This window comes from Mesorhizobium captivum (genome assembly GCF_033977165.1).
Classification (GTDB): Bacteria; Pseudomonadota; Alphaproteobacteria; order Rhizobiales; family Rhizobiaceae; genus Mesorhizobium; species Mesorhizobium captivum.
In genome coordinates, this window is record NZ_JAVIJB010000002.1 from 377115 (window position 1) to 397343 (window position 20229).

Here is a 20229-nt window from a genome sequence, read left to right on the forward strand (position 1 = left end):
CATGCCGAAATTGGAAGCCCAGCCCTCGCCCGATACCGAAGCGCGGCCGCCGTCGCATCTGTTCTACCTCTCCAGCCTGCGCCGGCCGCTCGTCGACCGTGCCGAGGGCATCTACTTCTGGACCAAGGACGGCCGCCGCTTCATCGACGGGTCGAGCGGACCGATGGTGGCCAATATCGGTCATTCCAACCGCAACGTGCTCGACGCCATGAAGCGGCAGATGGACAAGACCACTTTCGCCTACCGGCTGCATTTCGAGAACGAGCCGGCGGAGGAGCTGGCGCGGGAGCTCGCCGGCAAGCTGCCGGCCGGCATGGACCGCATCTTCTTCGTCTCCGGCGGCTCCGAGGCAACCGAATCCTGCATCAAGCTCGCCCGGCAATGGGCGGTCGCCACTGGCCAGCCCAAGCGCTGGAAGGTGATCACCCGCTTCCCCTCCTATCACGGTGGCACGCTCGGCTCGCTTTCCGTCACCGGCGACGACGCGCTGGCCGAGACGTTCACGCCGATGATGCGAGTGATGCCGGCTGTGCCGGCGCCAACCGCCTGGCGCGACCGCGACAACCTCTCGATGGAACAGCGCGGCGTCCGCTACGCCGACATGCTGGAGGAAAAGATCCAAGCCGAGGGCCCGGAAAGCGTGCTCGCCTTCATCATGGAGCCGGTCGGGGGGGCCGCGACAGCCGCCCTTGTCGCGCCCGACAGCTATTATCCGCGCATCCGCGAGATCTGCGACCGCTACGGCATCCTGCTTATCCATGACGAGGTGATGAGCGGCGCCGGCCGCACCGGCAAATTCCTTGGCGGCGACCATTGGAACTGCAGGCCCGACATCGTCGCCCTCTCGAAAGGGCTGGGCTCGGGCTATGCGCCGCTCGGCGCGCTGGCAGCACCCGTGCGGCTGGTCGAGCCGCTGCTTGCCTCCGGCGGTTTCCAGCACGGCCACACCTATGCCGGCAACCCGCTTGCCTGCGCCGCCGGGCTGGCCGTGCTCGGCGAGATGGACCGGCTCGATCTCATCGCCAATGCCGCAGCTATGGGCGACGTGCTGATTGGCGAGTTGAGAGAACTGGCGAAACGCTTCCCGTTCATGGCCGACGTGCGCGGCAAGGGATTGCTCCTTGGCGTGGAAATGGTCGCCGATCCGGAGACGCTGAAGCCCATCGAACCCACCCGTAAGGCAACCCAGCGCCTGCTCGATCACGCTTATGCGCGCGGGCTGATCATCTATGGCCGCAAGGTCAAGGGCGGCGTCGACGGCGACAATTTCATGGTGGCGCCGCCGATGATCATCACGCGTGAGCAGATCGGCGAGATGATCGCTATCATCGGCGACTCGCTGGAAGCGCTGGCCGCCGAGCTCGACCTGCCGGTTGAGGGTTGAGGGCGGGTGACGTTTTGAGACATCCTGAGATGTTTGCGATCCTTCGCACCCCCCTCTGTCCTGCCGGCCATCTCCCCCGCAAGGGGGGAGATCGGCAGTTTTGGCCCCGCCGCCGATTCTGCGGCGCTGGAGATTGGCGAAAACCCGGGAGACATCTGATCTCCCCCCTTGTGGGGGAGATGTCCGGCAGGACAGAGGGGGGCGCCTGGGCGCCGTGCTTGTCGTGAGCGTAATTGTTCTCCGCCCCGGCCGTATCGACGACATCGAGACCATCCACGCCGCCCTGCTGCGCCTCGGCACCCACATCGGTGCGCATCAGGAGATCACCTCCACCCCCGATGACCTGCGCCGCTACGGCTTCGGCGAAAAGCCCGCCTTCTCGACCCTGATCGCCGAGGTCGGCGGCGAGTTCGCCGGGCTCTGCCTGCATTTCCCGATTTTCTCGACCTGGATGGGCAGGCCAGGCGTCTACGTGCAGGATCTCTATGTCGAGAACCGCTTTCGCGGCCGCCGCATCGGCGAAAAACTGCTGCGGCGCGTGGCCAGGGAGTGCCGCGCGGCGGGCGGCGTCTATCTCAGGCTCTCCGTCGATACCGACAACGAGACCGCCAAGGCCTTCTATGAGAGACTGGGTATCGGCTGGTCGAGCTACGAGCAGGTGCAAAAGATCGTCGGCGAGGCCTTCTTCGCCTTTGCCGACGCACCGGAGGAAGAATGATGAAAGCCTTCTATGCCGAGGAACAGAAGCGCCACGACCCGAAGGCCTTTCTCTCCAGCGGCGCCCCCCAGCCCAATCCGGAAAAGCCCGAGCGAGTCGAAAGATTGCTAGCCGGCGCAAGATCGGCCGGCCTGACGATCGAGAGGCCGAAGGAGCATGGCCTCGGCCCGGTCGCGGCGGTGCATACGCCCGAATATCTCGACTTCCTCGAGCACATCTTCGCACGCTGGCAGCGTATCGAAGGCGCCTCGGCGGAGGTCATTCCGAACATCCACCCGATCGCCCGCAACGGCTCCTATCCGGCCTCGGCGGTCGGCCAGGCCGGCTATCACATGGCCGACACCGCCTGCCCGATCTCGGCCGAGACCTGGAACAGCGCGCTGTGGAGCGCCTGGAGCGCGGTCGAAGCCGCCGAAGCCGTGATGGCCGGGGCGCCTTCGGCCTATGCGCTCTGCCGACCGCCCGGCCACCACGCCTTCGCGGACGTCGCCGGCGGCTTCTGCTTCATCAACAATTCGGCCGTCGCCGCACAGGTGCTGCGCAGGAACGCCGCGCGCGTTGCGATCCTTGATGTCGACCTGCATCACGGCAACGGCACGCAAGGCATCTTCTACGCGAGGCCCGATGTGCTCACCGTCTCGCTGCACGCCGATCCGGTACGCTTCTATCCCTTTTTCTGGGGGCACGCCGACGAGCGCGGCAAAGGCGCGGGCCTCGGCTACAATTTCAACCTGCCGCTGCCGCGCAAATCCGGCGACGCTGCGTTTCTCGAAGCGCTCGCAACGGCCTTCCGGCGTATCCGCGCCTTCGCGCCCGAGGCGTTGGTCGTGGCGCTCGGGCTCGATGCCTTCGAAGGCGACCCGTTCGGCGGCCTGTCGGTGACGACGCCCGGTTTCGCGCGCATCGGCGAGGCGATAGCCGGGCTCGGCCTGCCGACGGTGATCGTCCAAGAAGGCGGCTATCTCTGCGATGCGCTGGGCGACAACCTCACCGCTTTCCTGACCGGCTTCGGCGGCAAGCGGGGATAAAGCGTTTCAGGCGCGCTGCTGGCTCAGCATCGCGATCACGCGGTGCACCCTTTTCAGCGTTTCGTCGATCTCGGCGGCCGTATTGTAGTGCGCGATGCCGATGCGCACGACGCCTTGTTCCGGCGGGATGCCGAGCTGGTGGACGATTTCCCATGCGTAGTTATGGCCCGACCAGAGAAAAATGTTTTCGGCGTTCATCTGCCGCACGATCGTTTCCGGCGCGATGCCCTCGACCGTGAAGGAAACCGTCGGCACGCGTTCGCCAAGGCGCTCCGGATCGGTGATGCCGCGGATGGTCAGGCCAGCGATATCCGACAGGCCTTCGATCAACTGCCGCGCCAGTGCGTTTTCGTAGGCGATCGACACCTCGAAAGCTTTCGCAATCCGCTGCCGCCGCGAGCCGCCCTCGCCGGCCAAAGCGCCGATATCGGCGAAATAATCGACGGCAGTGGTGAGGCCGGCCATCAGCTCGATCTGCGGCGTGCCGAGTTCGAAACGCTCCGGCAGGCCGTTGGACGAGCAGCGGCATTTGTAGGGCTTCAGCGCATCGACGACGTCGCGGCGGCCCCACAATATGCCCATATGCGGCCCGAAGAACTTGTAGGCCGAGCAGACCAGGAAGTCGCAGCCGAGCTCCTGCACGTCGATCAGCCCATGCGGCGCGAACTGCACGGCATCGACATAGACCAGCGCGCCGGCCCGCTTGGCGATTGCCGTCAGCGCCTTCACGCGGTTGATCGAGCCGGTGAGGTTCGAGGCATAGTTCAGCGCCACCAGCCGCGTCTTTTCCGAAAGCAGCGCCTTCAAAGCGTTTTCCTCGACCTGCCAGCTCCGTTCGTCGAACGGCAGGAAGCGCACGACAAGGCCGAGGTCCTCGGCGAGCTGCAGCCAGGGCGAGACATTGCCCTCATGGTCCATGCGGGTGAGGACGATCTCGTCGCCCGGCGTCATCGTCCGGCCGAGCGTTCGCGACATATGGTAGGTCAAGGTCGTCATGTTGGCGCCGATGATGATCTCCTCGACACTTGCCGCGCCGAGGAAATCGGCCATCGCGGCATGCGCCTCGTCGACCACTTTTTGCGCTGCGACCGTCGTTTCGAAGAAACCGCCAAGATTGGCGTTGGTACTGAGCAGGCAGCGCGACACCGCGTCGGCCACCGCCTGCGGCACCTGCGTGCCGGCTGGATTGTCGAGATAGATGCGGCGGCCTTTGTCGGCCAGCGAAAGCGCCGGAAATTTCCCGCGCACGACCTCGATCGGAAAGTCCGCCATTGTCTCCATCCCTTTGTCTTTTCGAATTATTCCGGTCACGGGCACGGATTGCCGACGCGCTGATGGATGGCGTCGACTGCCTTCTGCATCTCATCCGTCCAGGTGACCTCGGCCGAGGACAGCGCCATGTCGAGCTGCGCGACGCTGGTGGCGCCGACGATGTTCGCAGTCACGAACGGTCGGCTCGACACATAAGCGTTGGCAAAGAGTGCCGGCTCCATGCCGAAGGAGCGCGCCAGCTCGTTGTATTCGAGCAGCACCTCTGCCGCATTCGGCGTCTCATAGCGCTGGCCGCGGTTGAAGAGCTGCGAGCGCGAGCCTTGCGGCCGCGCGCCATGATCGTATTTGCCGGTCAGATAGCCCTGCGCCAGCGGCGAATAGGCAAGCAGCGAAACCTCTTCGCGCTCGCAGACCTCGGCCAGGTTCACCTCGAAGGTGCGATTGACCAGATTGTAGGCGTTCTGCAACGAAGCGACGCGCGGGCCGATGCCCTTGCCGGATTCGGCGAGGAAACGCGTGATGCCCCACGAGCTCTCGTTCGACAGGCCGAAATGCCGGATCTTGCCTGCCTTCACCAGCTCCTCGAAGACGGCGAGCGTCTCGGCAATCGGCGTCTCGCCCGCCGGAGCGCCGGCAGCGTCGGCCCGGCGCGCCACCGCTCCGACGCGGGTCGGGTTCGAGCCCCATGGAATGTCTCGGTCCGGCCAGTGGATCTGGTAGAGGTCGATATAGTCGGTGCGGAGTTTGGCCAGCGACTTTTCGACCGCATCGAAGATGTCGGCGCGCACCAGCTTCGACGGACGGTCGCCGCGGAACCAGGTGTTGGCCGTGCGGCCGACCACTTTCGAGGCGATGATGACCTTGTCACGGTTTCCCTTCGCCTTCATCCAGCTGCCGATGATCCTCTCGGTCCATCCTTGCGTCTCCGCCTTTGGCGGGATCGGGTAAAGTTCGGCCGTATCGATGAAATTCACCCCGCGCGAGAATGCCAGGTCCATCTGCGCATGACCTTCCGCCTCGGTGTTCTGCTGGCCCCAGGTCATCGAGCCCAGGCAGATTTGCGAAACAAGGAGATCGGTCCGACCGAGGCGGCGTTTTTGCATGGAATGTCTCCGGCGGGAGGTTTTGCGCGGGCTGCGCGGGAGGAAAATTCAAGCATAAAGCAAAGGCCGGAGGTTCTCCAAGCCCTGCCGCCGCCGACTTTTGCGTGAAATTGCTAGCGCCGGGTAGCGGCCAACGCCCGCCGCTTGGCCTCGTCGATCAGCATATTGGCCACCTGCATGCGGATCATGGCGCGCTGGCGCAAATGCGGGGCGACGCGATCGGGATGGTTGGAGAAGGCAAAGTTGCGGCGCATGCGGCCGAAATCGGCGTTCTTGGCGGGACGGTCGAGGCCGAGCTCGCCGGCAATCGATTCGGGATCGATCGGCGGCAGCTTTTCTTCCGGCCCGTGCTCTTCGTCGGCAAGCGCGAGCTTAGCCTGGTCGAGAAGTGCCGCGAACTCGGCGGCAAGGTCAGCGCCTGCCTCACGATATTCGGCGGCAACGCTCTCGCCGGCAACTTTGATACGGCCGGAGTGAAGCTCGTCCGCCACCGACAGGTAGTCGAACGGAATGGAGGGCCGGGCGACGGCCTCCTCGCCTTTCTCGGAAGCGATAATCAGGTCGTCTAGCAATGAAGCGAAATCGAGCTTGTTCCCGGTGCCGATCTCAGCCTCCTCCTGTCGCGACGGCATTCATTGTCACCGTCGATCATAGATCGCTCTCGTTAAAAATGAATGCCGACGACGTTAACAATTGCGGGCTTTGTCAGCTCCGAAACCCGTTGCCCGACGCGTCGAAATAAAAAGCCGGGCTGCATTTTCGTGCAGCCCGGCAAGATCGCCAGGAGTGGCGAGGAAAAAGCCAGCCATGCGCCAGCATCGAGGCGTACGGCAGAGCGTCCGCAAAAGTTTCAGAAAGAATCGATTGTGACGAAAAAATTCGCCAGGCATGGCTGCCATGCAATTGCTGCACTGCACAATTGTAACAAATCACTGTATGCTCGGCGTGTGGAGGACAAATTAGGGGCCTGGGATATGGGGTTCTTCACCGAAATGTTCGCGCGGCCACGCCCGCAGGAACAGCAGCGTTACCGCTCGGCGCTCGCGCTTCTCAATGCGATGAGCAGCGCCGACCGCGCCGATATCGGCATCAAGCCGGCCGATTTTCCGCGTATCGCCCGCGAAATGTCGATACGCTGACGATGAAAAGAGGTTTCCCGGCACCGGGAAACCTCTTGGTCTTCAGCGTCCCAAGAACGTCGCCTTGCCCAGCGGCACACCGTTGTGCCGCAGGATGTCGTAGGCCGTGGTGATGTGGAAATAGAAGTTCGGCATGGCGGCGTTGAGCAGATATTGCAGTCCGTTCATCGACACTTCGCGCCCGGCAAGCCTGAGTTCGATCGTCCGCTCCTCCGACCCGTTCAGATCGGCCGCAGAGAACGACCCCAGATGATCGAGCGTCTTGGCGACTCGGGCGTGCAGTTCTCCAAAGCTTGACTCGTTGTCCTCGTATTTCGGCACTTCTCGGCCGGCGAGCCGCGACGGCGCGCCCTTGGCGTGGTCGGTGGCGATCTGCACCTGCCGGGTCAAGGCGAACATGTCGGGCGCCAGCCTGGCGGTCAGGAACACCTGCGGGTCGATCTTGCGGTCGGCGGCGTTCTGTTCGGCCAGCGACAGAACTTTGGACAGTGAATTCAATCTGGCCGAAAAGACGGCCACGGATATGTCGTACATGGAAATGGTCACGGAACACTCTCCCAGGCGGCCTCAGCGCCGCGGCCCGTGAGCTAGCGCCTCCCAGTCCGATTCTTCAAGCAGCTCTGCCCCGGCGTCACCGCGCCGCCGCAATCGCCGTGGTAGTATTTTCGTTATCGAGCGGAGATTCCCCGATGAGACGCATCTTTCTCGCAGCGACTGCCTTGTTCTCCCTTGCCGGCATCGGCCAGTCGGCGCTCGCCGCCGAAGCGCCCTATATTGACGACAGATCCAGTGCCGAGGCGGTCATCCGCTCGCTCTACAGCGCCATCAGCCGACATGAATTCGCCCGCGCCTGGGATTATTTCGGCGATACAAAGCCAGCGAAAGATTTCAACGCTTTCGTCAAGGGTTACGACAATACCGATACGGTCGAGGTCAAGACCGGCGCCGTTTCGAACGAGGGTGCCGCCGGCAGCATCTACTACAGCGTTCCCGTCGCCATCCAGGCGACCGACAAGAAGGGCGAGGCAAAAGTCTTTGCCGGCTGCTACACGCTGCGCCAGGTCAACGCGCAGATCCAGGAGCCGCCGTTCCAGCCCATCTTCATCGACAAGGGCGCGTTGAAACCGTCGACCTCGGACTTCGAGGACGCTGTACCGGCAAACTGCGGAGACGGCCCGCCACCGCCGAAGAAGGATGGAGCGCTGGAACAGGCCAAGAAAGCCTTCCTCGCCACTTACGGCGAACAGTGCGACAAGGAGAATCCGGAGGGCAAACCGGTCGGCGAGCCCGACACCTACTCCATCCACTACAAGGACAAGGATGCCGGAGCCGACGAGCCGGAGCGTGAGACGCGCCTCTTCCGCTTCTTCTGCTCGATGGCCGCCTACAATGAAAGCGCGGTCTATTACATCTATGATGACGTCAACGGCGTAAGGCAGTTGCAATTCGCCTCACCCGAGCTCGACATCCGCTACGAGAATAACAACAGCGAGGGCAAGGTCGAGGGGATCCATATCATCGGCTTCCAGACCGACGATCAGCTGGTCAATTCCGACTATGACGACAAGACCAACACGATTACCTCGATGAACAAATGGCGTGGCGTCGGCGACGCCTCGTCGACCGGCACCTATCTGTTTCGCAACGGCAACTTCTCGCTGGTGCAATACGACGTCGACGCGTCCTATGACGGCGCGATCAACCCCGAGACCGTCCTGGACTACAACACGGCGCCTTGATCACGGCGCTTTCGCCAGCATCCAATTCAGCGTGCCGCGCCAGTCGACCATGCGGATCGGCGTCCCGTGCGTGCCGGTCTCGAAACGGACAAAGCGGGCGGGGTAAGCCTTCGATTTGGCGAGGATCGAGCGGAAGAAGGCTTCCTGCTTCTCCACCGGGAAAACCACGTCATGGCTGCCCTGTCCGAAAAACACCGGCACCCGGCGCTTGAAGGCAGGGCTGGTCAAAAAACTTTCTTCCCAGAGCGAGCCAAGCAGCAGCAGCCCGTTGATGCGGGTGCCGGTGTCCTTGCGATCGGCCAGCTTCCAGCAGAGTATGCCGCCCATCGAGCCGCAGGCGACGAAGATTTTGGCGCCCGGCGATTTCTCGGCATAGTGATCGATCAGCGCCGCCACTTGCGCGGCGCCCCTGTCGCCAAAATCGGGAAAATCCGGTGAAAGATAGAGGCCGCCATTTTCGGCCATCAGATTCTTGAGGCGGTTGAAATTGCCGCCGAAGGTGAAGTCGTCGACGCCCTGCTTGCGGCTGCCGCCCTGCCCGTGCAGGTAAAGCACGATGATGGCCGCACTTTCCGTCTTGCCGACCGCGATATGCCTGACGTCGCCGGTATCGGTTTTCAGCATCAGATCCTGCTGCACTTTGCGCACGCCGGGATCGGTGTATTGCGCATGCACCCGCTTTTCCGGCACCTCGTCGCGCTGGTTGATGTCGCGCATCTCGCGATAGTCGAGCACCGTGTAGGTGCCGTTGTCGCCGGTCGACAGCGTCGCCGGATAGGCGAAAAGGTCGTCCTTGAAGGGTTTTAGCTCGAGCGCGTCGGCGTCGGCGGCAGAGAGGGAGAGAGCTGTTGCGATGAACAGTGCGGGGAAAGATCGGAACTGGAAAGACATGCCAAGAGCCATGCGAAATTCGGCTTCGGTTTGTCAATCCTGCAGCACGCCGCCCGCCCCTTCCAGCGCCTCGCGGGTGTCGACATCGATCGACGCGCCCTGGCCGATCTCGACATCGATGACGTCGAGTCCCTCGGCCTCGACCAGATGGCGCGCGCCGGTGTCACCCTCGAGGTGCGCGACGGCTGAAAACAGCGAACGCGGCAACAGCACGGGGTTGCCGCGCTTGCCGAGATGCGCGGCGCGCACCACGGCGCGACCACCGGAGCGGCGGAAGGCGTCTATCAGGCTGTCGAGATCCCGCGACGAGACGCCCGGCATGTCGCCGAGCACGATCATGGCGCCGGCGGCATCGGGCGCAACCCGCGCGATACCCGCCTTCAGCGACGAGGCCAAGCCGTCGACGAAGTCCGGATTGTCGGCGAGCCTCACATCGAGGCCGGAAAGCGCCGAACGCACGCGCTCGCGCTGATGGCCGGTGACGACGATTGTGGCGGCGGCCTTCGAGCCCAGCGCCCGCTCGGCCGTGCGGCGTACCAGCGGCTTGCCGTCGAACAATGCCAGCAGCTTGTTCGGCCCGCCCATGCGGCTGGAGCGGCCGGCGGCGAGAAGCACGATGTCGACTTTGGGCTCCGATCGTGCCGACTGTGACGCTGGCAGCGGCTCGCGCGGCTGTGGCCTGGTCGGGATTTCCATCAAGAGACCCCCGACGCCCATGCCGGCAATGTCTCGCGCGGTCACGTCGAGCCCGGCGATCAGCCGATCCAGCACCCAGTCGAAACCGTTTTCCTTGGGGCTGCGGGCGCAGCCGGGCGCGCCGATGACGCGCTTGCCAGCCAACGTTCCGAGCACCAGCAGATTGCCGGGATCGACCGGCATGCCCGCGCGGATCACGGTACCACCTGCGCGTTCGATCGCGGCCGGGATGACGTCGGCGAAATCGGCCAGCGCCGAGGCGCCGAAGATCACCACCATATCGTTGTCGCGGGCCAGCGCGCTGGCTGCTTCCGCGACGGGCGCGATCTCATGCGGCGTGCGCCGCTCCGCCGTCAGCCGGCCGCCGGAGCGCGCCAGCCGCGCCTCGGTGACACGCAGCGTCTTGTCGAGCACGCTTGGCTTGATGCTGGGGAGCACCGTCTGGATGACGCCGATGTTGACCGGCCGGTAGGCGTTGACGGCAAATATCTCCCCGCGGGTGCAGATATTCACCACCGCGTCCACCAGGCTTGCGGCGACGGCAAAGGGGATGATCTTAACCGTCGCCACCATCTGGCCCTGCTCGACCGGCGCGTGCTGCGCCAGCGTCGCGATGGTGATGGACGGATCGATGGCATTGATGGCGTCGATCATTTCCACGCTGACAGTGAAGATGCCTGCGGTTTCGGCGTGCAGGTTGACGCGTCCTGTTGCGGCGGGCTTCGTCTCGACGTTGCGATGCGTCATGCTCAAGGCGATCTGTTCGGCCGCGGCATCCTCGCCAAGATCTTCGGGAGCCAGAACGGCCACGACGACTTCGCCGATACCGGTCGCCTTCAGCGCGGCGATATCCTCGCCGCTTAGCCGATGCGCCTTGCGGAACCGCCGCTCGCCGGCGGTAGTCGCATGCGCCAGCACCGCGCCTTCGGCCTCATCGATCGGAACCGGACCGAATTTCACGCCACGGCGCCTTTCGCTTCGAGGCCGCGCGAGCGGAACGCGTGGATGGCCTGCGCAAGGACGGCGACGGCGATCTCGGCCGGGCTCGCGGCGCCGATGTCGAGACCAATCGGCGCGTGGATGCGGGCGATCTGGTCGGCGCTGGCGCCGAGTGCCAGCAGTCGCTCGACCCGCTTGGCATGGGTCTTCCTGCTGCCCAGCGCACCGATATAGAAGCACTTGGCATCGAGCGCTGCCTTCAGCGCGAAATCGTCGATCTTCGGATCGTGGGTGACGGCGGCGAGAGCGGTGTAGCTGTCGAGCGGCTGGCGCTTCAGCACATCTTCCGGCCATTCGGCATGCAGCGCCACATCGGGAAAGCGCTCCGGCGTGGCGAAGGCCGTGCGCGGGTCGACGATCTCGACCGGATAGCCGGCGATCCTGGCCATCGGCGCCAACGCCTGGCTGATATGCACGGCGCCTATCACCACCAGGCGCGGGCGCGGCAAATGCGCGTTGAGGAAGAAGGTCCGCCCTTCCGCCTCGACAGATTCCGAATTGCCGGTGCGGAACGCCCTAGCGATTGCCGCCCCGAGATCGCCCGCAACATGGTCGCCCTCGCGCACGATACGGTCGCGGCCGTCACCGAGATCGGTGACCAGCACCGCCGCGCGGCGAGCGCGGCGTTCCTCGTTGAGTGTCTTGAGAACGTACGGGTCCATAAATGATCAGCCCAGCCGTTCGACATAGACCTTGATGCGGCCGCCGCAGGACAAGCCCACCTGCCATGCCGTTTCGTCGGCAACGCCGAACTCCAGCATCCTGGCCTTGCCGCTGTCGATGACATCGACCGCCTCGGTCACCACCGCGCCTTCGACGCAGCCGCCGGAAACAGAGCCGTGGAAATTCCCCTCGGCGTCGATGACCAGATGGCTGCCGACCGGGCGTGGCGCCGAACCCCAGGTCTCGACCACGGTCGCGATGGCGACATCCTTGCCGTCCTTCATCCAGCCTTCCGCGATGATCAGGGGATCGCGGGCCTCATCGAGATAAATGCTCTCGTCCATCGTCGCTTCTCACAAAGTCTGTTTTTCAGGGGAAACGCATGTTTTCCCCACGAACATATGGCTACGCGGCATGCTTCTCGCCAGTTTGCAGCCAGCGGCGCGGGTCGACAAAAACCGCCGGCCGCCGGTCGAGCGAAGCGCAAAGATCGGCCAGCGCATCGAGATTGTGCACCGCGCGGAACTCGTCGACATGCGGCAGCATCGCCTTCACGCCGCGGGCGCGCGCCTCGAACCCGTCGAAACGCAAAAGCGGATTGAGCCAGATCAGCCGCCGGCACGATTTGTGCAGCCGTTCCATCTCCTCCGACAGGCCGCTGACATCGTCGCGCTCCAGCCCATCGGTGATCAGCAGCACCACAGCGCCCTGCCCCAGCACGCGGCGCGACCACCGCCGATTGAATTCGGCGACCGCATCACCGATGCGGGTGCCGCCCGACCAGTCCTTCACAGCTGCCGAGCATTCGGCCAGCGCCTCGTCGGGATCGCGATGGCGCATCTGGCGGGAGAGGTTCGTCAGCCGCGTGCCGAATACGAAGGCGTGCACGCGCCGGCGCTTTTCCGTCAGCGCGTGGAGGAAGTGGAGGAAGATGCGCGTGTACTGGCTCATCGAGCCGGAAATGTCGGCAAGCACGACCAGCGGCGGATGCACTTCGCGCGGCGAGCGGAATTTCGGCAGGATCAGAGTGCCGCCGGTGCGCGCGGCCGAGCGCATCATGGCGCGCGGATCGATGCGGCGCCCCTGTGCATCAGCCTTGAAGCGGCGCGTGCGCACCAGATCGAAGGGCAGCCGCAAGGCCGTGATCGCCGTTTTGGCCTCGGCCAGTTCGGCCGCATCCATCTGCGCAAAATCCTTGGCCCTCAGCACCTCGTTACCAGAGAAGGTGAAACGCGCATCGACCTCGATCTCCGGCACTTCCCGCACCGGTTGTTTCTTGTGGTGGCCTTCGAACATCGCCTGGCTGACGCGGTTTTCGGCAGCGCGGGGCTTTTGCTTTTCACGATCGTCCGGCGCGACCGGCGAAAACATCGCCAGCAGCTTCTCGATCAATTCGTGCGACTTCCAGAACAGGCGGAAGGCTTCGTCGAAAACCGGATGATCCTCGTGCCGCGAGACCAGCACCGCATGCAGCGTCCAATAGAAATCGTCGCGCGAGCCGATGCCGGCGGCAAGCACAGCCTCGATGGCGTCCTTGACCGAGGCCGGCCCGACGCGCATGCCGGCCTTGCGCAGCGCCCGCGCAAAATAGACGATGTTGTCGGCGATATGCCCGTCAGCAAGCGCCTCTCTGGGTTCCGGGCGCGGCGATGGCATCGCGCCTACTCCGCGGCTGAAAGCTCGGCCTTGACCTCATTGAGGATACGCCGGCCTTCGCCCTGTTCGATGCGGGCAATGTCGTCCTGGTATTTCAGCAGCACGCCGATCGTGTCGGATACGGTTTCCGGATCGAGCGCCACCTTGTCGAGCTCGGTGAGCGCGCCGGCCCAGTCGATGGTTTCGGCGACGCCCGGCGCCTTGAACAGCTCGACCTGGCGCAGCTTCTGGATGAAGGACACCACCTCGGCCGACAGCCTCCTATTCGCCTGCGGCACCTTGCGCCGCACGATCTCCAGCTCGCGCTCGGCGTTCGGATAGTCGACCCAGTGATAGAGGCAGCGCCGCTTCAACGCGTCGTGGATCTCGCGCGTGCGGTTGGTGGTGATGATGACGATCGGCGGCTCTTCCGCCTTGATCGTGCCGAGTTCCGGGACGGTGACCTGGAAGTCCGACAATATCTCGAGCAGGAACGCCTCGAAGGCCTCGTCGGTACGGTCGAGCTCGTCGATCAGGAACACCGGCGCCGCCCCTGCCTTACCGGTCAGCGCATCGAGCACCGGGCGGCGGATCAGGTATTTTTCGGAAAAGACGTTGCGCTCCATGTCGGAGCGCACGACCTTGCCAGCCGCCTCCTCCATGCGGATCTCGATCATCTGGGCGGCGTAGTTCCACTCGTAGACGGCGGAGGAGATGTCGAGCCCCTCATAACACTGCAACCGGATCAGCCGGCGGCCGAGCGCATCGGCCAGCACCTTGGCGATCTCGGTCTTGCCGACGCCCGCCTCGCCTTCGAGGAACAGCGGCCGCTTCATGCGCAGCGACAGGAACAGCACCGTCGCCAGCGAGCGATCCGCGACATAATCCGCGCCGGTCAGGAGATCGAGCGTCTCGTCGATCGACTTCGGCGCGGGCCGCGGCACGGTCATTTTGTCTCCGTGGATCCCGCGCACCCGTTTCACAGAACGTGGTAGCCGCGGTTGTGGTAGATCAGCGGCCGCAAATTATCGCCGATGCGCAGGCCTGTCACCTTGCCAAAAAGCACACGGTGGGTGGCCAAATCCTTGGCATCGACGATCTGGCAATCGAACACGGCGAGCGCGCCTTTCAGTGTCGGCGCGCCTGTCGAGATCACGTCCCATTCGCCGAGCGCAAAGCGTTCTTCGGGCGGCAGGCCGGTGATGCCGGAAAAGCCCACAGAGATCGCCTCCTGGTCCGAGGCGAGCGTGTTCAGCGCAAAGTTGCCATTCCTGATGAACGGTTCATTCTTCGGATTTTCGCGGTTGAGGCAGACAAGCACGGTGGGCGGCGTGTCGGAGACCGAGCAGGCGGCAATCACCGTTGCGCCACGTTTGCCCGCCGGGCCGTCCGTGGTCACCACATGCACATGGCCGGCAAAATGCGCCATCGCATCGCGATAGTGCTGTGGCCCGATGTCATTGATCTTCAGCACCCGATGATTCCACCTGTCAAAACCAAGTCCGTTATATATGGCCACATATTGCACGCCACAAGCTGCCAAGCAGGGGCGAAGTGCTTGACCCAAATCCTGAAATTCGCGTGTTGCGCCGGGATTAGCCAGCCTTTAGGTCTTTGCTGGAATAGTGCCGGACTGTAACTCCGGCATAGGGGAACCTCTTCGCCCGAATGCGCCATATCACGACGACATTAGCCGCGCTGTTCTGGCTGTCGCTGGCCGCGAGCGCCAATGCCGATATGTTGGTCGGCGTCGCCGCGCCGCTCTCCGGGCCGTCGGCGATCCTCGGCAAGCAGATCGAGGCAGGAAGCGGGCTGGCGGCGGAGGCCCAAGGCATCGCGGTCAAGACCGTCGACGACGCCTGCACCGCCGACGGCGGCGCGGCGGCCGCAAGGCAATTCGTGGACGCCAAAGTCAGTGTCGTTGTGGGCTTTCTCTGCACCGAAGCGATCGAGGCGGCGTTGCCGATCCTGAAGGACGCCAATATTCCCGTCATCGCGATCGGCGTGCGCACCGAAAGCCTGACCGACAGGCGCGCCAAGACCGGCTGGCCGGTCTACCGGCTCGGGCCGCGCGGCGACGATGAACGCAATGCCGTGGCCACGATCCTCACCCGGCTCTGGCAGAACGACTTGTTCGCCATTGTCGACGACGGTACCATTTATGGCCGCGAGATCGCCGAGACCTTCCGCACGGCCGCCGAACAGGCGGCGCTGAAGCCGGTCTTCGTCGACACCTTCCGGCCGCAGCTCGACAACCAGATCGGGCTCATCGGCCGTTTGAAGAAGGCAGGCGCGACCAAGGTATTTGCCGGCGGCGACGGCGACGACATTGCCATCATGGGGCGCGACGCCGCGCAGCTCGATGTCGGCATCACCTTCGCCGGCGGCGAGACATTGCGGACGCCGACCGACGACGTTCCCTACGCGGACGGCACGCTGATGATCGCATTGCCGGAATGGGCGGAAATCGCAGACCCCAAGGTCGTGCAGGCCTTTGGCGAAAGGAAGATCGTGACGGACGGCTATACCTTGCCGGCCTATGCCGCGGTAGAGGCGGCGAAAGCGGCAACGGCCGATGCGGAGAGCTCCGGCAAATCGCTCGCCGAGGCCCTGACCGGGCATGATTTCGCAACCGCGATCGGCACCATCCGCTTCGACGAAAAGGGCGATCTCAGCCAGAACCCGTTCCGCGCCTTCCGCTTCGACGGCTCCCGTTTCGTGCCGCTGGAGGAAAAGTGATGTTCCGCACCGGACCCCGTAACCTGATCACCGATGTCGCCGGCCTCAGCGTCGGCAATGCGGACGACGCCAGGCTGAAATCGGGCGTGACGGTGGTGCTCTGCGACGAGCCGGCGGTGGCCGGCGTCCAGGTGCTAGGCGGCGCGCCCGGCACGCGCGAGACCGATCTGCTCGAGCCGCAGAATTCCATCGAAGCCATTCACGCCGTCGTGCTGTCCGGCGGTTCGGCCTTCGGGCTCGATGCCGCTTCCGGCGTGCAGGCAGCGTTGCGGGAGAAAAACATCGGCGTCGAGGTCGGCGGTTTTCGCGTCCCGATCGTGCCGGCGGCGATCCTGTTCGACCTGCGTAATGGCGGCGACAAGGACTGGGGCCGTTATCCGCCCTATCGCGAACTCGGCTACGCGGCGGTTCAGGCGGCAACGGCCGACTTCCCAATCGGCACGGTCGGGGCCGGCACCGGCGCGCTGACCTCCGGACTGAAGGGCGGGCTGGGCTCGGCCTCGACGGTGCTCGACAGCGGCGTCACCATCGGCGCGCTCGCCGCCGTCAACCCGACCGGTTCGGTGACGGTCGGGCGCAGCCGGCATTTCTGGGCCGCTCCCTTCGAGATCGACGACGAATTCGGCGGCCTGGGCTATCCCGACCCGATGCCGGAAGATGCCAAAAAAATCCTTTTGAAATACCGCGACCGGCGTGTCGGGACACGGGCGGAAAGCGGCAGCACAACGATTGCTGTCATCGCCACCGATGCCGTTCTGACCAAGGCTGCCGCCAAACGGCTGGCGATTTCGGCGCATGACGGCTTCGTACGCGCCATCTGGCCGACCCATACGCCCGCCGACGGCGATCTGGTCTTCGCGCTGGCGACCGGCAGGAGCGGCATCGAGCTCAGCGCCGACGCAGCGATCGATCTTTATGCGGCCGCCGGAGCCACCATGGCGCGTGCCATCAGCCGCGGCGTCCACGCGGCGACGCCCGCCGACGGCGATCTGTTTCCGGTCTGGTCGTCTCGCTGACGATCATTGGGATCAGGTTGGGTCGGACTTCTCTTCCTCGAACGTCACCGCGACATCCGAATTCGCCGACAGCCAGACTTTTTTCTCGTCGATTTCCGCGACCAGGCTGAGCGGAATGTAGTGGTGATGGCCTCTGTGCCTTCCCATGCCGCTGTCGGCCTTGGTCAGCTTGATGCGCTGCCCATCGACCTTGTCGACGGTGCCGATATGAACGCCATCGGCGCCGATCACTTCCATGTGCTCGCGTATCTTGCTGATGTCGGTGGTCATGCTGGTCCTCCGTTGGATGGCCGCGCCCCCCTCGACGTGAGACGGCCGACAATAACAAACGAGCGCCGGATTGGATGCATCGAGCGGCACGTCTTGTTCACCATGGCGTGATAGGCATGACGCCAATGAGACAGACTGCATCGCCAGCGACACGCAACCTGAACGGCCATTCGCCGTGCGACATGGTCGGCTGCCCATGACGCCGCTGCAGCCATGCTCGTTGCGCCTCGGAAACCGCCTGCGCGATGCTCTGCCCTCGGCGGGCACGGCTGTCGTTGGCGCCTTGCTCTGGGGCATGGCGATGGGCGCAAGCGCGTTCCGCAACCTGCTGTTCTATAGCTGGGAGACGTCGGACAGGATCCGCCTCGTTGTGTTTCTGTATTTCATCGGCGGCGCGCTTGCCTTTCCAGTCGGGCTGACGCTTGCCAGGCTGGTATCGCGCGGCCGGCACTGGCAAACCGCGCTTGCCGCCGCCTTCGTATGCCTGCTTGCCACCACGCTTGGCTTCACCGGCGGCCTTTTCGCGCTGCAATACCGTTCCTATTACGCCGAGTGGCACGCGCCGGTCTTCACGCTGACCTGGGCATTCGAACTCGTGTTCACGGCGCTGACAGCGCTCTATCAGTTCGTCGTCCTGGGTGTGCGGCTCTATTTTCCGCTCGGCTTCCTCGCCCTTGCCGTGGCCAGCATCTGGTTCGCGCGCCAGCGGCGTTGAGCATTTGGCCCGCCTCTGTTAGGACGCGGCCAAAGCTTCTCCCAGGCAGGACTTGGAAACGATGATCCCTCGCTATTCCCGGCCGGAAATGGTCGCCATCTGGTCGCCCGAAACCCGCTTCCGCATCTGGTTCGAGATTGAGGCGCATGCCTGCGACGCGCTGGCCGAGCTCGGTGTCATCCCGAAGGAAGCGGCGAAAACCATCTGGGAAAAGGGCGGCACCGCCAAATTCGACGTCGACAAGATCGACGAGATCGAGCGCGTCACCAAGCACGACGTGATTGCTTTCCTCACCCATCTTGCGGAATTCGTCGGCCCGGATGCCCGCTTCATCCATCAGGGCATGACCTCGTCCGACGTTCTCGATACCTGCCTTGCAGTGCAATTGACGCGCGCCAGCGACATCCTGCTTGCCGACATCGACGCGCTGCTTGGCGCCCTGAAACGCCGCGCCTTCGAGCACAAAGACACCGTCACCATCGGCCGCAGCCACGGCATCCACGCCGAGCCGACGACCTTCGGCGTCAAGCTGGCGCAGGCCTATGCCGAGTTCTCGCGCTGCCGCGAGCGGCTGGTGCATGCAAGGGAAGACATCGCCACCTGCGCCATCTCGGGCGCCGTAGGCACCTTCGCCAACATCGATCCCTATGTCGAAGAGCATGTGGCAAAGAAGCTCGGGCTAAAGCCGGAGCCCGTGTCGACGCAGGTCATCCCGCGCGACCGCCACGCCATGTTCTTCGCCACGCTCGGCGTGATCGCCTCGTCGGTCGAACGCCTCGCCATCGAGATCCGCCATTTGCAGCGCACCGAGGTGCTGGAAGCAGAAGAGTATTTCTCGCCGGGACAAAAGGGCTCGTCGGCGATGCCGCACAAGCGCAACCCGGTGCTGACCGAAAACCTCACAGGCCTTGCCCGCATGGTGCGTTCCTACGCCATGCCGGCCATGGAGGATGTCGCGCTCTGGCACGAGCGCGACATCTCGCACTCCTCCGTCGAGCGCATGATCGGCCCGGATGCGACCGTGACGCTCGACTTCGCGCTGTCGCGGCTCACCGGCGTCATCGACAAGCTGCTCGTCTATCCCGACAACATGTTGAAGAACATGAACAAGTTCCGCGGCCTGGTGCATTCGCAGCGCGTGCTGCTGGCGCTGACGCAAGCCGGCGTGTCACGCGAGGACGCCTACCGCCTGGTTCAGCGCAACGCCATGAAGGTATGGGAACAAGGCGCTGATTTCCTTGAGGAACTTCTTGCCGACAAGGAGGTGACAGCCGCACTGCCCGAGGCCGAAATCCGCGAGAAATTCGACCTCGGCTACCACACCAAGCATGTCGACACGATCTTCAAGCGGGTGTTTGGAGAGGCTTGAGCGGGGCTAACGCCAAGCTGGAGCACCCCTCATCCGTCGCCTTCGGCGACACCTTCTCCCACAAGGGTGTTTGGACCGGGGACATCGCGAACAGGTGTGCGAGGACATCGCGAACAGTTTTGCGCGTTTTGCGCGAGGGGGTTCGGGATGCCATTCGAGGCCAGAAGCGTGATGAGCCAGAAAGAAGAGTTCGTGAGATTGGCGCTGGCGCCTGGCGCCAATGTGAGCGCGCTGTGCCGGCGCTTCGGCATTGGCCGGACCTGTGGCCACAAGTTGCTTTCGCGCTATCGGATGGAAGGCGCGGCGGGCTTGGCGGAACAGTCTCGGCGACCGCTGTCGAGCCCGGCTCGCAGTGCGCCGGAGGTGGAAGCAGCAGCCGTTTCGGTGCGTGTGGCGCATCCAGCCTGGGGTGGACGCAAGATCGCGCGGGTGCTCGCCCGCGAAGGCATCGGCACGCCGGCGGCCTCGACGGTCACCGGCATCCTGCGCCGCAACGGTATCGAGCTGGGGGCTTTGGGCGGCGGAGCCCAGCCTTTCATTCGCTTCGAGCATGCCGCCCCCAACCACCTGTGGCAGATGGATTTCAAGGGCCACGTTGCCTTGCGCGCCGGCCGGCTGCATCCGCTTACCGTGCTCGACGACCATTCGCGCTTCTCGATCGCGCTGTCGGCCTGCGCCGACCAGACCACCGAGACCGTAAAAGCCCGGCTGATTGCCGCCTTCCGTCGCTATGGCCTGCCGTGGCGCATCGCCACAGACAATGGTCCGCCTTGGGGCGATGGCGGCCGCAACGACTTCACCTTGCTCACCGTCTGGCTGATCGAGATTGGCATCGCCATCAGCCACTCCAGGC

The 20229-nt window shown here is 64.3% G+C and carries 22 protein-coding genes; 10 read left to right on the plus strand and 12 right to left on the minus strand.

Going from position 1 to position 20229, the window contains the following annotated elements; all coding sequences use genetic code 11:
- Position 1 precedes the first annotated feature (1 nt).
- The 3 genes from RFM40_RS03890 (at position 2) to RFM40_RS03900 (ending at position 3130) form a co-directional block, all read left to right on the plus strand.
- Complete coding sequence (locus RFM40_RS03890; RefSeq protein WP_320227211.1) at positions 2-1384, plus strand: aminotransferase family protein; 1383 nt, start codon at positions 2-4, stop codon at positions 1382-1384.
- A 223-nt stretch (positions 1385-1607) separates the two neighbouring features.
- Positions 1608-2102: a GNAT family N-acetyltransferase gene (locus RFM40_RS03895; RefSeq protein WP_320227212.1), complete on the plus strand. Its 495-nt coding sequence runs from the start codon at positions 1608-1610 to the stop codon at positions 2100-2102.
- Positions 2102-3130, plus strand: a complete 1029-nt coding sequence (locus RFM40_RS03900) for a histone deacetylase family protein (RefSeq protein WP_320227234.1) — start codon at positions 2102-2104, stop codon at positions 3128-3130. Before RFM40_RS03895 ends, RFM40_RS03900 begins: the two co-directional genes overlap by 1 nt.
- Before the next feature lie 6 nt (positions 3131-3136).
- Here RFM40_RS03900 and RFM40_RS03905 read toward each other — a convergent pair whose 3' ends face one another.
- The 3 genes from RFM40_RS03905 to RFM40_RS03915 all read right to left on the minus strand — a co-directional run bounded on the left by RFM40_RS03905 (position 3137) and on the right by RFM40_RS03915 (position 6137).
- Positions 3137-4402: a cysteine desulfurase-like protein gene (locus RFM40_RS03905; protein ID WP_320227214.1), complete on the minus strand. Its 1266-nt coding sequence runs from the start codon at positions 4400-4402 to the stop codon at positions 3137-3139.
- A gap of 35 nt (positions 4403-4437) precedes the next feature.
- The gene (locus RFM40_RS03910) at positions 4438-5505 is read right to left on the minus strand and encodes an aldo/keto reductase (RefSeq protein ID WP_320227216.1); all 1068 of its coding nucleotides are present in this window, start codon (positions 5503-5505) and stop codon (positions 4438-4440) included.
- A 113-nt stretch (positions 5506-5618) separates the two neighbouring features.
- Positions 5619-6137: a hypothetical protein gene (locus tag RFM40_RS03915; protein ID WP_320227217.1), complete on the minus strand. Its 519-nt coding sequence runs from the start codon at positions 6135-6137 to the stop codon at positions 5619-5621.
- Positions 6138-6179: 42 nt separating this feature from the next.
- Between RFM40_RS03915 and RFM40_RS03920 the strand changes: the two genes are divergently transcribed.
- Positions 6180-6644 carry a hypothetical protein gene (locus RFM40_RS03920; RefSeq protein ID WP_320227235.1) on the plus strand — a complete coding sequence of 155 codons (465 nt, stop codon included), beginning with the start codon at positions 6180-6182 and terminating at the stop codon, positions 6642-6644.
- Between the two features lie 42 nt (positions 6645-6686).
- Here RFM40_RS03920 and RFM40_RS03925 read toward each other — a convergent pair whose 3' ends face one another.
- Entirely contained in the window at positions 6687-7190 is a 504-nt protein-coding gene (locus RFM40_RS03925; protein ID WP_320227218.1) for a DUF1993 domain-containing protein, read from the minus strand.
- A 143-nt stretch (positions 7191-7333) separates the two neighbouring features.
- Here RFM40_RS03925 and RFM40_RS03930 point away from each other — a divergent pair, with 143 nt between their 5' ends.
- Positions 7334-8383: a DUF1176 domain-containing protein gene (locus tag RFM40_RS03930; RefSeq protein WP_320227219.1), complete on the plus strand. Its 1050-nt coding sequence runs from the start codon at positions 7334-7336 to the stop codon at positions 8381-8383.
- Here the strand turns inward: RFM40_RS03930 and RFM40_RS03935 are convergent, their stop codons facing one another.
- The 7 genes from RFM40_RS03935 to RFM40_RS03965 all read right to left on the minus strand — a co-directional run bounded on the left by RFM40_RS03935 (position 8384) and on the right by RFM40_RS03965 (position 14741).
- Positions 8384-9274 (minus strand): alpha/beta hydrolase family protein, encoded by an 891-nt coding sequence (locus tag RFM40_RS03935; protein ID WP_320227220.1) that lies wholly within the window; start codon positions 9272-9274, stop codon positions 8384-8386. It lies immediately after the preceding gene.
- Between the two features lie 33 nt (positions 9275-9307).
- Positions 9308-10930: a molybdopterin-binding/glycosyltransferase family 2 protein gene (locus tag RFM40_RS03940; RefSeq protein WP_320227221.1), complete on the minus strand. Its 1623-nt coding sequence runs from the start codon at positions 10928-10930 to the stop codon at positions 9308-9310.
- On the minus strand, positions 10927-11631 hold the full coding sequence (locus tag RFM40_RS03945; RefSeq protein ID WP_320227222.1) for an XdhC family protein: 705 nt from the start codon (positions 11629-11631) through the stop codon (positions 10927-10929). Before RFM40_RS03945 ends, RFM40_RS03940 begins: the two co-directional genes overlap by 4 nt.
- 6 nt (positions 11632-11637) lie before the next feature.
- Positions 11638-11976 (minus strand): XdhC family protein, encoded by a 339-nt coding sequence (locus RFM40_RS03950; RefSeq protein ID WP_126100569.1) that lies wholly within the window; start codon positions 11974-11976, stop codon positions 11638-11640.
- A 61-nt stretch (positions 11977-12037) separates the two neighbouring features.
- Positions 12038-13288, minus strand: a complete 1251-nt coding sequence (locus RFM40_RS03955) for a vWA domain-containing protein (RefSeq protein WP_320277162.1) — start codon at positions 13286-13288, stop codon at positions 12038-12040.
- Positions 13289-13293: 5 nt separating this feature from the next.
- Positions 13294-14217, minus strand: a complete 924-nt coding sequence (locus tag RFM40_RS03960; RefSeq protein WP_320227224.1) for an AAA family ATPase — start codon at positions 14215-14217, stop codon at positions 13294-13296.
- Positions 14218-14246: 29 nt separating this feature from the next.
- Entirely contained in the window at positions 14247-14741 is a 495-nt protein-coding gene (locus RFM40_RS03965) for a flavin reductase (RefSeq protein WP_320227225.1), read from the minus strand.
- Positions 14742-14935: 194 nt separating this feature from the next.
- Between RFM40_RS03965 and RFM40_RS03970 the strand changes: the two genes are divergently transcribed.
- Positions 14936-16006, plus strand: a complete 1071-nt coding sequence (locus RFM40_RS03970) for a branched-chain amino acid ABC transporter substrate-binding protein (protein ID WP_320227226.1) — start codon at positions 14936-14938, stop codon at positions 16004-16006.
- Positions 16006-17022, plus strand: coding sequence for a P1 family peptidase (locus RFM40_RS03975; protein ID WP_320227227.1), 1017 nt, complete (start codon positions 16006-16008; stop codon positions 17020-17022). Before RFM40_RS03970 ends, RFM40_RS03975 begins: the two co-directional genes overlap by 1 nt.
- A 12-nt stretch (positions 17023-17034) precedes the next feature.
- Here the strand turns inward: RFM40_RS03975 and RFM40_RS03980 are convergent, their stop codons facing one another.
- On the minus strand, positions 17035-17292 hold the full coding sequence (locus RFM40_RS03980) for a DUF2171 domain-containing protein (RefSeq protein WP_292299048.1): 258 nt from the start codon (positions 17290-17292) through the stop codon (positions 17035-17037).
- A 196-nt stretch (positions 17293-17488) separates the two neighbouring features.
- Between RFM40_RS03980 and RFM40_RS03985 the strand changes: the two genes are divergently transcribed.
- The 3 genes from RFM40_RS03985 to RFM40_RS03995 all read left to right on the plus strand — a co-directional run.
- Positions 17489-18007: a hypothetical protein gene (locus tag RFM40_RS03985; RefSeq protein WP_320227228.1), complete on the plus strand. Its 519-nt coding sequence runs from the start codon at positions 17489-17491 to the stop codon at positions 18005-18007.
- Between the two features lie 61 nt (positions 18008-18068).
- Entirely contained in the window at positions 18069-19376 is a 1308-nt protein-coding gene (purB, locus tag RFM40_RS03990; RefSeq protein ID WP_320227229.1) for an adenylosuccinate lyase, read from the plus strand.
- Between the two features lie 171 nt (positions 19377-19547).
- The coding region (locus RFM40_RS03995) for a DDE-type integrase/transposase/recombinase (RefSeq protein WP_320277163.1) at positions 19548-20229 on the plus strand (682 nt) is incomplete at its 3' end.